12 protein-coding genes are annotated in these 12,884 nt (G+C 37.2%); 5 read left to right on the top strand and 7 right to left on the bottom strand.

Translation table 11 applies throughout. The features are described from left to right. Positions 1–90: 90 nt before the first annotated feature. The 5 genes from CGICJO_RS09045 to CGICJO_RS09025 are packed head-to-tail and all read left to right on the top strand — an operon-like array spanning position 91 to position 3,755. Positions 91–795: a hypothetical protein gene (locus tag CGICJO_RS09045; RefSeq protein ID WP_486498640.1), complete on the top strand. Its 705-nt coding sequence runs from the start codon at positions 91–93 to the stop codon at positions 793–795. Continuing rightward, on the top strand, positions 795–1,640 hold the full coding sequence (locus CGICJO_RS09040; RefSeq protein ID WP_486498639.1) for a hypothetical protein: 846 nt from the start codon (positions 795–797) through the stop codon (positions 1,638–1,640). Before CGICJO_RS09045 ends, CGICJO_RS09040 begins: the two co-directional genes overlap by 1 nt. Then, positions 1,630–2,472, top strand: a complete 843-nt coding sequence (locus tag CGICJO_RS09035) for a DUF2705 family protein (RefSeq protein WP_486498638.1) — start codon at positions 1,630–1,632, stop codon at positions 2,470–2,472. The genes CGICJO_RS09040 and CGICJO_RS09035 overlap by 11 nt, the downstream gene beginning before the upstream one ends. 9 nt (positions 2,473–2,481) lie before the next feature. Further along, on the top strand, positions 2,482–3,132 hold the full coding sequence (locus tag CGICJO_RS09030) for an ABC transporter ATP-binding protein (protein WP_486498637.1): 651 nt from the start codon (positions 2,482–2,484) through the stop codon (positions 3,130–3,132). A gap of 5 nt (positions 3,133–3,137) precedes the next feature. Next, entirely contained in the window at positions 3,138–3,755 is a 618-nt protein-coding gene (locus tag CGICJO_RS09025) for a DUF5028 domain-containing protein (RefSeq protein WP_486498636.1), read from the top strand. 150 nt (positions 3,756–3,905) lie between these two features. On the opposite strand, the gene CGICJO_RS09020 is transcribed toward CGICJO_RS09025, so the two are convergent. The 7 genes from CGICJO_RS09020 to CGICJO_RS08990 all read right to left on the bottom strand — a co-directional run bounded on the left by CGICJO_RS09020 (position 3,906) and on the right by CGICJO_RS08990 (position 12,303). Further along, positions 3,906–4,559, bottom strand: coding sequence for an SDR family NAD(P)-dependent oxidoreductase (locus CGICJO_RS09020; RefSeq protein WP_486498635.1), 654 nt, complete (start codon positions 4,557–4,559; stop codon positions 3,906–3,908). A 1-nt stretch (position 4,560) separates the two neighbouring features. Further along, positions 4,561–5,337 carry a VUT family protein gene (locus CGICJO_RS09015; protein ID WP_087375867.1) on the bottom strand — a complete coding sequence of 259 codons (777 nt, stop codon included), beginning with the start codon at positions 5,335–5,337 and terminating at the stop codon, positions 4,561–4,563. A 207-nt stretch (positions 5,338–5,544) separates the two neighbouring features. Beyond that, positions 5,545–5,901: a DUF2200 domain-containing protein gene (locus CGICJO_RS09010; RefSeq protein ID WP_486498634.1), complete on the bottom strand. Its 357-nt coding sequence runs from the start codon at positions 5,899–5,901 to the stop codon at positions 5,545–5,547. 142 nt (positions 5,902–6,043) lie between these two features. Further along, positions 6,044–8,311 carry a glycogen/starch/alpha-glucan phosphorylase gene (locus CGICJO_RS09005; protein ID WP_486498633.1) on the bottom strand — a complete coding sequence of 756 codons (2,268 nt, stop codon included), beginning with the start codon at positions 8,309–8,311 and terminating at the stop codon, positions 6,044–6,046. 39 nt (positions 8,312–8,350) lie between these two features. Then, positions 8,351–9,853 (bottom strand): 4-alpha-glucanotransferase, encoded by a 1,503-nt coding sequence (malQ, locus tag CGICJO_RS09000; protein WP_486498632.1) that lies wholly within the window; start codon positions 9,851–9,853, stop codon positions 8,351–8,353. A 9-nt stretch (positions 9,854–9,862) separates the two neighbouring features. After that, complete coding sequence (locus CGICJO_RS08995) at positions 9,863–10,693, bottom strand: endonuclease/exonuclease/phosphatase family protein (protein ID WP_486498631.1); 831 nt, start codon at positions 10,691–10,693, stop codon at positions 9,863–9,865. A gap of 5 nt (positions 10,694–10,698) precedes the next feature. Then, a complete protein-coding gene (locus tag CGICJO_RS08990) occupies positions 10,699–12,303 on the bottom strand; it encodes a PTS transporter subunit IIBC (RefSeq protein ID WP_486500015.1) in 1,605 nt (534 codons plus the stop codon). Between the last annotated feature and the right edge of the window lie 581 nt (positions 12,304–12,884).

The raw sequence follows: 12,884 nt of genomic DNA, 5'->3' as shown, positions 1-12,884 counted from the left end.
CCTGATTCAAATGAATTTTAAAATGTAATAAAACAGGCGCTGTGCGCAAATCTTTGCGTACAGCGCCTGCAATGAAAAGAGGTATTTTCTATGGTAAAAAGACGAATTTTTGTGTTTATTTCCGTTTTATTGGTTGGACTTTTAGTTTTATCCGGATGTGATATGACATCCATACTCAGCAAAGATAAAGAACCACAGTCAAACGGTGAAACCTCAGGTAATGAAAATAACGCCTCTGAATCTTCCGACATGATTGAAGTTTCATTTGCAGAGCCTGTCAAACTTGATAATCATATTACCGTAACTGTGAACGACGCAAAGATTTTTAGTTCTTTCGAGGAAACAGGATATTCAGAAGATGAAGAATGTGTTGTCAAAAAAAAGGATTTTAACAGCGGCTACGTATTTCTGCTTTTAGATTATACCTTTCTTTATACAGACGAAAACCTGAAAGGACAGCTTATAAAAGGAAATGACAAACTTTCAGGCATAAACAGTATGATTGAATTGTATTCCTCCGAAACAGGTGAACAAAGCGGCACATGGGACAGATTTCCTGACACCGAGGTTGTTTTTGATTACACCATAGTTGACGGAGGAGAACACTATACAGATTCCAGTACTCAGTATCTTTATTTTGATCTTATAGAGGGACAGGAATTAAATCTAAAAGTTCTCTATGCCGTTCCTGATGAAAGAGCCAATCTTCCGTTTTACTTGCAGATTTCCAAGATTTTAGTTTCAAATGAACAAAAATATTATGTCAATCTGAATCTATCCAAGGAGGGCTCATGATGGCAATATTTAAAATAGAAATGAAAAAAGTATTTAAAGGTAAATTATTTTGGTTGGTAATAGCCTTTGCTGTTGTACTAACTGTATTGAGTGCCGTATATGAGATTCAGTCAAGCAAAAAGGATTTGGATATCTTTTCAGGATTTGGATATAATGTAATGTCTGCCACTTTTGACAACACTTATGTCAATACGGTTTACCGTGACTTTACCAGTATAACTCCTGCCATGTTTTATCGCTTTATTCCCCTTATCTGTGTGCTTGCCTACGGCTGGTCATACAGCAGCGACGTGAGAAGCGGATATATTAAAAGCATTATTACCCGTACAAGTAAATTGAAGTATCTTACCTCCAAGTATTTTGCCACATTTATCTCCGGAGGGCTTGTGGTGCTTATTCCGATTTTAGTGAATATTTTAACACTTGCCTGCTTTATGCCATTTCGTATGCCAAATATTTATGAAAGTATATACTATGCGGAACTCCCGGCGTTTGCCTTTGCCAATTTATTTTATAAAGCTCCGGCATTATACATGGTGATTATTCTCATATTTCATTTTATATTGGGCGGTCTGTTTGCCACATTTGCTATGGCGGTTTCAATGTTTACCACAAACAAATATATTGTAACGCTTTTTCCTTTTGTATTCTCTTTTTTGTATTCATATGTATGCTCAGTATTCTTAAAAAATTTTTTCTGGGGAGAGATGGATCCTCTTTACCTTATAAACGGGCTTAGCAACACATATAGAGTATTGGAATATTTAATCTTAGTATACGGTATATTTTTAATTTTAACTGCCGGAACGATATTTTTTAAAGGGATGAAAAAAGATGTTTTTTAAAATACTTAAATACGACTTAAAAAACACCATCATAAAAAAGTATAAAAACTACATACTTACCTTTTTTGTATTCTGCTGGTTTTTACTTGATGCCTATATGAGAATCTTAAATTCCGATATATCCATTAAAGATGTTACAATTACTGAAATGGTTATGTTTATTTTCAATGGCATGAAAGAATATATCCCTAGCGGCGACGAATCCTTTGCTTTTCCCATGATGTGGATGGTAATTTTTGTTTTGCTTTTATTTTTTACTCTCTACTATCCGTACAATGACATTATGGGCTACGGAAAAAATGTACTGATTGCAAGCACATCAAGGACGGTCTGGTGGCTTTCTAAATGTGTAACAACCATTTGTATATGCATAGTCTATTTTTTTACTGCCGCACTTAGCATTTTTATCTTTGCTTTTTCCTTTGGTTTAAAATTTGAGCTTACTGTTAAACCTGAGGTTTTTGCGACACTTTTGAGATACGGAATACCCGAGGGATTCAACTTATCACCTGAACCTTTATACATGGTTCTCACTGTATTTGTACTTCCGTTTATATTTGCAATAGCGATGTGTCTTTTGCAAATGCTTTTAACCTTGATAATAAGACCTTTCGCCAGTATAATTGCGGTAACCGCAATATTTATGGTTTCTGCTTATTATGTAAGTCCATTTATGATAGGAAACTATGCAATGACTCAGCGAAGTATATGCTTTATTTCAAATGGAGTTAACCCTATCGTTGGGGTTGTAATCATGGCTTCAATAATAGTATTTTCTATTGTGGTCAGCACGGTTCTGTTTAACCGTTATGAGATTTTAGAGAAAGAATAGTGATAGCTTATGACAGAAATTAAAATTGAAAACCTTGTAAAAACAATTAAGGGAAACAAGGTAATAGACAACATTACCCTTACCCTGACATCTCCCAAAATAGTTGGCTTTAAAGGTATAAACGGTTCCGGAAAAACTATGCTTATGCGTTTGATTTGCGGACTTATAAAGCCGACAGATGGAAAAATAACCATAAACGGAAAAGTTCTTCATAAGGATATTTCTTTCCCTGAAAGCGTCGGCATACTTATTGAAAATCCGGCTTTTCTCGACGGCTATTCCGGATTTGAAAACCTGAAAATGCTGGCTTCCATAAAGAATATTGTTAAGGACTACCAAATAAAAGATATTATCAGAGCTGTTGGGTTGAACCCTGATGACAAAAAGCATTATAAAAAATATTCTCTGGGCATGAAACAGCGCCTCGGAATAGCCTGTGCCCTTATGGAAAGTCCCGATATCATTGTTTTGGACGAGCCTACAAATGCTCTGGACAGCGACGGAATTACAACGGTAAAGGAGCTTATTGTCCAGAAAAGAGAAGAAGGTGCGCTGGTTATAATATCATGTCACGATATAGATATCCTCAAGGAGCTGAGCGAGGAGATATATGTGCTTGAACAAGGAAAGCTCACAGACCATTTCAATGTAGAGGAGTGATGAAGATGAAAAAAAGAAAACTTATATTTCTGATTTTTATTATTGCCCTCTTTGTTGGTGTGATTTCCCGAATTGTGTACGTAAACATTACCGCAACACCTATACCTAAGGTATATTATCCTATGGGAGAAACAATAGAATACACAGATGATTTTTTATTTAAACCTATGGATTCTCTCATAGGATACACAGTCAACATAAAAAGTGCCTCATTGATGACTTCTCAAGATTATATGGAAAAATATGGGATAAAACAAGAAGATTTGCCGCTTCCTGAATACGAGGTTGCAAGCTATGTTATAGATTTAGAAGTAGAATTTTCCAATATAAATTCTGAAAATCCTATAAATCCTTCAACATACACACTTTTATCTGATCTTTCAAGTCTTGTTATAGAACAAAACCTCTTCGGTGCATTGTATGAACAACCGCAAATCATTCAAGGAATATCATTGGAAAAAGGTGAAACAAAGACATATCATCTTCCCTATTGTTATAACGGCTCTGAAAATATACCTTTCTTTGATGTATATGATTATCTGAAAAATTCAGATTATTTGTATGTGCTTTCCCAGTATCCAACAGAAAGATATATAACCGTAACAGTCAAAGACGAAACATAAAAACATATCTCAATTAAACATAAAAAACTCAATCTCTTCAAATACATAATAATAGAAAAACAATCTTTTCTGCCAAAAATACCATTAACAGCAAAACGCATCGAAGAAAACTGTTCTCCGATGCGTTTCTAATTTTGTGATATAAATCATTTAATCTTTCCAAATAAAATTATGTTTTATAGACTCTCCGCCGTCTACTACTATGCTTTGACCTGTGCAAAATGTGTTTGTAACTGTTAAAAAATACGCCCATTGTGCAATTTCTTCAGGTGTTGCCCACTTTTTCAAAGGTGTTTCATCCATAATCTGAGCCCAAAGCTCTTCGTCATTCATTACACATTCATTAAGAGGCGTCAGAACACCGCCCGGGTCAAGACTGTTACAGGTCGCTCCAAAATTTGCCACACGCATTGCCACATTCTTTGTATATGCCAAAACTCCGCCCTTACTTGCGCAGTATTCCGGAAATTCCGAACCTGTATGTGCGCTTGCGGAACCGATATTTAATATAGAACGTATATCTCCTTGAACACCGTATTTTTCGGTGATATGAATAAGTGCTTTCAGATTTATATCTATATCATCTTCGTTTTGTGTTCCCGCATTGTTTATTAAAATATTCACACCGCTTATCTCCGGTAAATTATCGTAATCACGGACGTCAAGCTGATGATGTGTATAGCATTTATGTTCAATTTCAGATTTTTGTCTGTCAATTCCGATAACATCATGTTCTTCTTTTAAAAACAACTCGGCAATGGCTTTCCCTATGCCCTGTGATGTTCCGGTTACAAGTATTTTCATATTATTGACCCACTTTCATATAGGTGAGATACTCCTGTCCCACATTATACTTATGCCATCTCTTTACAATCTTATATCCAATAGGTGAAAAAACTATCTCCATAAACAATTCTGCCACAGCTCCTGTCAAAGAACACATTGCGCACTGCACAATTGTCCAGTGAAATCCGTCCCAGAATATTGGCGCAAAAAACACAAAGACAATAATTGCAAATATAAAATTGTCCATAAACTGACCTAAAAAGGTAGATATATAGGTCTGCGCCGCAAATGCTCGTTTGCTGTCCGGATTATTCTTAAAAGCTTTTCCTATAGTCCAGTTTAAAAAATTGTTTATCACAGCAGACGCCAAAAACGCAACCGTACTGCCAAAAAGAATAAACCATGTGCCGCCTAAAATTCCATTTAAGGCAGTGTAGTCTGCTGCATTTGATGGAATTACGCTGGCTATATAAAAAATCAAACAGGTAAGCAGATTTATAGCCGCCGCAAGAACCGCAATTTTATTTGAGGCCTTCGGTCCAAAATGCTTGGTTATAATATCCATGCACATAAATGAAAGCCAGGATATTAAAATACCGCCGTCCAAAGCAATCCACTCTGTTTGAACCAATGTCTTATTTGCAAGCAAATTCATGCATATAACGCTGACAACAAAAAGAGAAACCACCGTTGCAGGTATGCATCTGAGCAATATAGCAGTTTCTTCTTTTTCTTTTTTAATCCAAGCTCTGATTGTTTTGGTCTGTTGTGTTGATTGTAAAATTTCACTATTCATTTTTATTCCTCCGAAAAAATAGTTTTTACAAAACACAAAACCACTTTCACAGAAAGAAAATGGCTTTGCAAAACGCAAAGCCACTATCATTACAAAATATGAATAGCAGTCCTGGTTTTGTTTAACGACAGGATGGTACAAACGAACTGTCGGCATCTTATTGATGCGGATAATATTATATACTATATTTTTTGAAAATACAATACTTTATTTCGGTTTGCGAATAACTTTTTCCAGTGCTTTTCCCTTTGCAAGTTCATCAGCCAATTTATCCAGATATCTGATTTCCTGCATAAGAGGATTTTCAATATTCTCCACACGCACTCCGCATATTGTACCTGTTATAAGCTTTCTATCCGGATTTAAGTTTGGTGCTTTTAAAAAGAAATCACCGTAGGTTATATCGCTTTTCATAAGTTCATCTAAATTTTCTATGCTGTATCCTGTTAGCCAGCAGGTAACCTCATTAAGCTCTGCTTTGGTACGTCCTTTCTTTTCTACTTTAGCTATAAGCAACGGGTAAACCTTTGCAAATGACATACCGAATATTTTTTCTTCTTTCATTTTTCCCTCCGATATTCTTATTTAATAACATTTTACCACAAAAACAAAAGAACACAAGTGAGAAAAATCCGAGAACAGCGGCAAAATTGTTCTCGGATTTTCTATATTGAGTGAGGTTAGATGAATATGGTGTTATCAAATATTATTTCAGCTTCCAAATATCCTTATTGTATTCGGAAATTGTTCTGTCAGATGAGAAATATCCGGAATTTGCGATATTTGCAGTCATCTTCTTTGCCCATGAAATTCTGTCTTCATAATCCTCATAGGCCTTTTCTCTAACTTTGATGTATTCTTCTGTATCAAGAAGAGCTTTGAAGTAGTCTTCGTACTTTATATTGCGCCAAAGTGCTGAGAGCATTTGAGGATTTCCGATGGACAAAAGTTCAGGTGATACTATAAAGTCAACAAGATATTCAAGCTCCGGCTTATGATAGAAATCAACTGCTCTGTAAGATGAGTTTTTGTAAAGCTCTATAACTTCGTCACTTGATTTTCCAAAGGTATAAATATTATCTTCTCCAACAAGCTGAGCTATTTCAACATTTGCGCCGTCCATGGTTCCCAGAGTAATTCCACCGTTTGCCATGAACTTCATGTTTCCGGTTCCGCTTGCCTCTTTTGAAGCCAAGGAAATCTGTTCTGAAATATCACAGGCAGGAATTAAGCTCTGCGCCCATGTTACGTTATAGTTTTCTATCATACCGACTTTAAGCCACTTGTTTACACTTGGGTCATTTTCTATTAAAGACTGCATACACAAAATAAGATGAATTATATTTTTCGCCATATCGTATGCTGGCGCCGCCTTTGCTCCGAAAATAACTGTAATAGGACGTTTTGGAATTTCGCCGTTTTTAATCTTTATATACTTATAAATTACATAGAGCAAATTCATCTGCTGTCTTTTGTACTCGTGGAGTCTTTTTACTTGAATGTCGTAAATAGAATTTTCGTCTATCTCCACACCGCTTGTTTTCAAAAGCTGTTCTTTAAGTCTGATTTTGTTCTTATGCTTTACCTCAAGTAATTTATTTAAAAACTCCTCATCCTCGGAATAATCCATAAGTTTTTTAAGGTCTTCGGCGTCGTTTTTCCAGCTGTCCCCTATATATTCTGTAATAAGCTCTGATAAATCCTGATTGCAAACCTGAAGCCATCTTCTGAATGTAATTCCGTTTGTCTTGTTGTTGAATTTTTCAGGATAGAGCTTGTAAAAATTATTAAGCTCAGTATTTTTCAGTATCTCAGTGTGCAGATAAGCAACACCGTTTACTGAAAAACCGAAATGCATATCCATATGAGCCATATTTACAAGCCATCCGTCGTGGATAATTTCAACACTGTTATCTTTGGTTACTTTTCGTGCTCTTGCGTCAAGCTCTTTGATTATCGGAACAATCTGAGGAGCTACCTTTTCAATATATGAAATAGGCCACTTTTCCAAAGCTTCTGCCAAAATTGTATGGTTTGTGTATGCGCAGGTCTTGGAAACCTCTTCAACAGCCCTATCCATAGTCAATCCTTTTTCAACCAGCAGTCTAATAAGCTCAGGAATAACCATTGACGGGTGGGTATCGTTTATCTGGATAACAACGTGCTTTGAAATATTTTCAAAGGAAAATCCGTTGTCCTCAAGCTCTTTCAGTATAAGCTGTGCGCCTGCCGATACCATAAAATACTGTTGATATACTCTAAGAAGCTTGCCGTCTTCATATCTATCGTCAGGATACAGGAACGAAGTAAGACAATGAGAAATATCGTTTTTGTCAAAGTCTATGCCGCCGTTTTCAAACTCCTTTGGTTCTTCCACATCGAAAAGATGAAGTCTGTTTGCAACTTTTGAACCTGCTCCCGGTACAAGTATATCTTTCATAATTGCTTTCTGGGTAAAACCTCCGAAAGGAACTTCAAAGCTTACTCCTGTATCTTCCAGCCAGCTTTCATTTTCTATCCATGGGTCAGGGTTTTCCTGCTGATTGTTATTTACAAATCGCTGTCTGAAAAGACCGTAATGATAATTAAGTCCTACACCGTCGCCGTTAAGTCCTAGAGCTGCAATAGAATCGAGAAAACACGCTGCAAGTCTGCCGAGACCACCGTTTCCCAAAGATGGCTCCGGCTCATATTCTTCGATTTCACTGAGCTTTTTTTCCATGCTTTCAAGGACCTTTTCTGTTTCCTCAAATATTCCCAAAGCCAAAAGGTTGTTGCTCAAAAGTTTTCCTACGAGGAACTCTGCGGAAAAATAATAGAGCTTTCTTTCACCCTGAGGTTTAGGTAAATCTCTGCACAGCTTGTTTGTCATTTCAAGCATTGCATAATATATTTCATGATTGGTACAATCTTCCGGTTTTTTATTCCATTTTGTATTTGTGACATCGTTCAGTTTTTCATAAATTTTCATCATAATCAATCTCCTTTTCAGACATTGGTTTATCCAAAAAATTTAATCCTTTGGAAGTCTTCCATAGCATCCGGTGATACTATATATTTTTTCCGCAAGAGATTTGTCAAAAGCTGATTTTGGCAATCTCCATTTCCAGTTTACGCTGACGGTTGACGGTGTATTCATTCTTGCGCTGTTGTCAAGTCCCAAATAATCCTGCATTGGAATTACGCACCACTTGGAAACCGACGCCATTGCAAGGCAGACAAAATCCCAGTAAATCTCATTTTCAGGGGTATATCTGTTGTTGAGATACAACCTTGCCATGTTTCTTTCTTCCTCTGTTATATTTTTAAACCATCCCGCAATGGTTTCGTTGTCGTGTGTTCCCGTATACACAACAGAGTTTTCTTTATAATTGTATGGGAAATAGTGCTGAGCACCGGAGGAATCTCTTGAGTCAAAGGCAAATTCAAGCACCTTCATTCCCGGGAAACCGCAGTCGTCTACAAGTTTTCTCACTGAATCGGTGAGATATCCCAAATCCTCTGCGATAACCTCTCTCTTTCCAAGCTTTGCTTCAACTGCCTTAAAAAGCTCAATGCCAGGGCCTTTTTCCCATCTTCCGTCAATGGCTGATGTTGCACCGAACGGAATACTGTAGTACTCGTCAAATCCTCTGAAATGGTCTATTCTCAAAATGTCGTAGAGCTTATAGCAGTATTCAATTCTCTTTATCCACCAGCTAAATCCTGTTTCCTTGTGGTAATTCCAGTTATAAAGAGGATTTCCCCAGAGCTGTCCTGTTGCGGAAAAACCATCAGGAGGACATCCGGCAATTCTTGTAGGCTTATTGTCGCTGTCAAGGTAAAAAAGCTGTGGGTTTGCCCATGCATCGGCAGAGTCAAGGGATACATATATAGGTATATCTCCGATAATTTTTATGCCTTTGGAATTTGCGTAGCTTTTAAGCTCTTTCCATTGGCCAAAGAACTCAAATTGCATATACTTTTGAAAATCAATCTGTTCTTTTAATTCTTCTTTAAGTTTTTCCAAAGCTTCTTTATCTCTGAGTCTTATTTCTTTATCCCAGTTGTGCCAGCTTTGATTATCATATTTTTCTTTCGCTGCCATAAAAAGGGAATAATCTTCAAGCCAGAATGAATTTTCCTTTTGAAACTCTTTAAATGCGTTATTTTCATTTATATTTGAATTTTCAAAAGCTTTTTTCAAAAGTTTGTATCTTCCTTTGTAAAGCTTTCCATAATCGACTTTTTCGTTGTCTTCTCCAAAGTCAACAGCGTCACATTCTTCCTTTGTCAAAAGTCCGTTGCTTATAAGTTTTTCTAAATCTATAAAATACGGATTTCCTGCAAAGGTTGAAAATGACTGATAAGGGCTGTCGCCGTAGCCTGTAGGGCCTAAGGGAAGAATCTGCCAAAAGCTTTGTCCCGCTTCACAAAGCTTATCTACAAATTCATATGCTTCCTTTGAAAAACAACCAATTCCGTAAATTGACGGAAGGCTGCTTATTGACAATAAAATACCGCTTGCTCTCAACATAATCACCTCTCACTTTAAAGTAATCATTACACCGTAATGATCCGAAACCACATTACCGTTAGTTCCGTTAAAGACAACCACGGATTTTTCCACGTTTGTGTTTTCGTTTGTAAAGATAAAATCTATTCTCATTTTGCCGTCTGTGTCTTTATCTTTCCAGCCATCTATTTTTTTGCATACTGTGTAACCCTCATCTTTTAGTTCAGCCAGATTATACGTATCATTCCAGCCTTTAGCTGTGATATAGTCGTATCCTCCGCCTGAAACTGACGCCGGACTGTTAAAGTCACCCATAACAAAACATTCCATATTCTTTTCAACTATTTTTTCCAGTGATTCCCACTGATCGGTGAAAGGTTCTTCCTTATCCTCCCACCAGCCCATATGTACGGTAACAAACTGCATATCTCTCCCATTTACATCACAAACAACTGAAAGCGCTTTTCTTACTTTCCAGTTTTCAAACTCTTTTGAATGTGTTGTATAGCGCTGGGCTGTTTTTTTAAATGGCATAGACGAGAAAATCGCCAAACCCTCCTGATATTTTCCATAGCCTATTTTTGCCGGCGTCCATGTCCAGTACATGGGATATCCCAATTCACTCAAAAGCTTTGCCAAATTATAGGCGTGGTTGTCGCTTTTAAGAATTAAATCCTTTTCGTCGGAGGTGAAGCCGTATGCGGCTTCCGAAGAAACCGCTTTAGCTTCGATTGACTGATTAACCTCCTGCAAAGCAACTATGTCAGGTTTTTCCTTTGCAGTCCATTGGGCGAATTCTAAAAGTTTGTCCTGATAGTTTTCTTCTTCAAGACTATGACAGTTTAAAGTTAATATTTTCATAACAATCACAAAATATCCAGAATATCGGATTTAATAACATCGGCTTTCGGACCGTATATAGCTTGAATACCTGTGTCTTTTCTTACAAGTCCCAAAGCTCCCTCATTTTTCCAGTCGCTCAGTTCAGCAACCAAATCAGGATTTTTTACTGTAACACGGAGTCTTGTCATGCAAGCGTCAACATCAACAATGTTTTCTCTTCCGCCAAGCAATGCAATAATTCTTTCAGCCTTGCTTCCTGCGGTTCCTGTCTTTGCTTTGCTCTGGTCTTCGGAAACGTCTTCTGATTGAACATCATCGTCAATATAGTTGCCGAGTCTTCCCGGAGTTGCAAAGTTAAATTTCTTAATCATGAACTTTGATACGAAATATCCTACAACAAAGAATACTATTACGCAGATTACAAAGTTGAATACGTCCCAGCCAAGACCTGCGCTGAATGACATCGGAAGTCTGCTTATAAGCTCAAGGTTTCCGAATGAGTGAAGTCTTAAATGGATAACTCCTGCAAGGGCAAATGCAATACCCTGAAGAATAGCATAAACAATGTAAAGAGGAATTGCGCAGAACATAAACATAAATTCCAAAGGCTCTGTAACACCTGTAAGAAGAACTGCAACGATTGTTGAAAGGAACATTGAAGTATATTTCTTTCTCTTATCCGGGTCAATGCACTTGTACATTCCCACACCGATACCTATGAGCAATCCTGTTGCGCCTATCATCTGTCCAACCTTAAATCTTGCAGGTGTAACAGTTGTTAAAAGTTCCTGATAGCCAGCCATATCGCCCTGATTTTTGAGATTTACAAGGTCTGTAACCCATGCAAGCCACAATGGATCCTGTCCGAATACCTGTGTTCCTGCGTTTGTTCCTGTAAGAATTGTATATGTACCGCCGAATGATGTGTAGTTCATTGGAATTGTCAGCATGTGATGCAATCCAAATGGGAGAAGCAATCTTTCCAATGTTCCGTAAACAAACGGTGCAAGGATAGGAGATGTTTCTGATGAATTTGCAATCCAGATACCAAAGGAATTGATTCCGCCCTGAATAAGCGGCCAAACTATTGCAAGAACAATAGCAATTACCACTGACCAAACCATTACAACCAACGGAACAAATCTTTTGCCGTTAAAGAATGAAAGTGCGTCCGGAAGCTTTCTGAAATTGTAGTACTTATTGTAAACAACAGCACCTACAAATCCTGAGATAATTCCTATAAATACACCCATGTTAAGAGCAGGTGCTCCCAAAACAGATGTGAAGTAATCTGCAACCGGAATTTCCTGTCCGAACAATGTGTGTGTTGTTGCTCCCTCTGCTGTAAGCATATCGCTTGTAACACCAAAGAAAGAACCTGTAAGCAGGTTGATAAGAATAAATGCAATGGATGCCGCAAATGCTCCGCCTGCACGTTCCTTAGCCCAAGAACCACCTATTGCAACCGCAAACAACAGACTGAGGTTGTTAATAACGCCCCATCCGATATTGGAAACAATGTTTCCTATCCACATAGCTGTTGAATTATCTTTTCCGAAAATCTGAACCATGCTTCCCAAGGAAATCATCAAACCTGCCGCAGGCATAACTGCAATAACAACCATCATCGCTTTGCCCAATTTTTGCAGAAATTCAAAATTTACGAATTTTTTCTTTGAAATCTTTTTTGACTGCTCCTGAGCAGATTTAATTTTTTTATCAAGAGCCTTGTCAGTTTTGTTTTTTTCTTTTGTCTTACTGCCTATTGACATGACCTGTCACCAACCTTTACCTCTCTTAGATAATATGTAACCATTCAGAAGTCAAACATTTTCTATTTCCGTTTTACTTCCATGTTTTAACACAAAACTTTTAATTTGTGTTTTCCGCCAACGCAAACAGCCGGACTGCACATTTTTTACTGCTTTCTTTCCCCGCAAAATATGCAAAAGAAAGCATCAAGAACATTTTAAACGGAACTGTTTTGCATTTAAGCGATGCTGAATACAACCTGAAACCTTTCCCAAACACCTTTTCAACCTCCTTTAATTTTATTTGTGCAATCCGTTGCGCAAATTTACGCAATCGCTTTCATAACTTGATTGTACTACTGCAAAATCTATTTTTCAAGTACTTTTTTCTATTTCTCTCTTTTTTACAATAACAAATGATATTTTTTATTCAATTTAACTAATCTAGATTTTGGATA

It is taken from the genome of Candidatus Limousia pullorum (assembly GCF_057405065.1).
Note: the sequence above shows the minus strand (reverse complement) of the source record. Positions and strands in the feature narration are given on the sequence as shown.

What these genes read in the sequence shown, in the direction of transcription:
- CGICJO_RS09045 (WP_486498640.1), top strand. Translation starts at nt 91, where the DNA reads ATGGTAAAAAGACGAATTTTTGTGTTTATTTCCGTTTTATTGGTTGGA.
- CGICJO_RS09040 (WP_486498639.1), top strand. Translation starts at nt 795, where the DNA reads ATGGCAATATTTAAAATAGAAATGAAAAAAGTATTTAAAGGTAAATTA.
- CGICJO_RS09035 (WP_486498638.1), top strand. Translation starts at nt 1,630, where the DNA reads ATGTTTTTTAAAATACTTAAATACGACTTAAAAAACACCATCATAAAA.
- CGICJO_RS09030 (WP_486498637.1), top strand. Translation starts at nt 2,482, where the DNA reads ATGACAGAAATTAAAATTGAAAACCTTGTAAAAACAATTAAGGGAAAC.
- CGICJO_RS09025 (WP_486498636.1), top strand. Translation starts at nt 3,138, where the DNA reads ATGAAAAAAAGAAAACTTATATTTCTGATTTTTATTATTGCCCTCTTT.
- CGICJO_RS09020 (WP_486498635.1), bottom strand. Translation starts at nt 4,559, where the DNA reads ATGAAAATACTTGTAACCGGAACATCACAGGGCATAGGGAAAGCCATT.
- CGICJO_RS09015 (WP_087375867.1), bottom strand. Translation starts at nt 5,337, where the DNA reads ATGAATAGTGAAATTTTACAATCAACACAACAGACCAAAACAATCAGA.
- CGICJO_RS09010 (WP_486498634.1), bottom strand. Translation starts at nt 5,901, where the DNA reads ATGAAAGAAGAAAAAATATTCGGTATGTCATTTGCAAAGGTTTACCCG.
- CGICJO_RS09005 (WP_486498633.1), bottom strand. Translation starts at nt 8,311, where the DNA reads ATGATGAAAATTTATGAAAAACTGAACGATGTCACAAATACAAAATGG.
- malQ (WP_486498632.1), bottom strand. Translation starts at nt 9,853, where the DNA reads ATGTTGAGAGCAAGCGGTATTTTATTGTCAATAAGCAGCCTTCCGTCA.
- CGICJO_RS08995 (WP_486498631.1), bottom strand. Translation starts at nt 10,693, where the DNA reads ATGAAAATATTAACTTTAAACTGTCATAGTCTTGAAGAAGAAAACTAT.
- CGICJO_RS08990 (WP_486500015.1), bottom strand. Translation starts at nt 12,303, where the DNA reads ATGATGGTTGTTATTGCAGTTATGCCTGCGGCAGGTTTGATGATTTCC.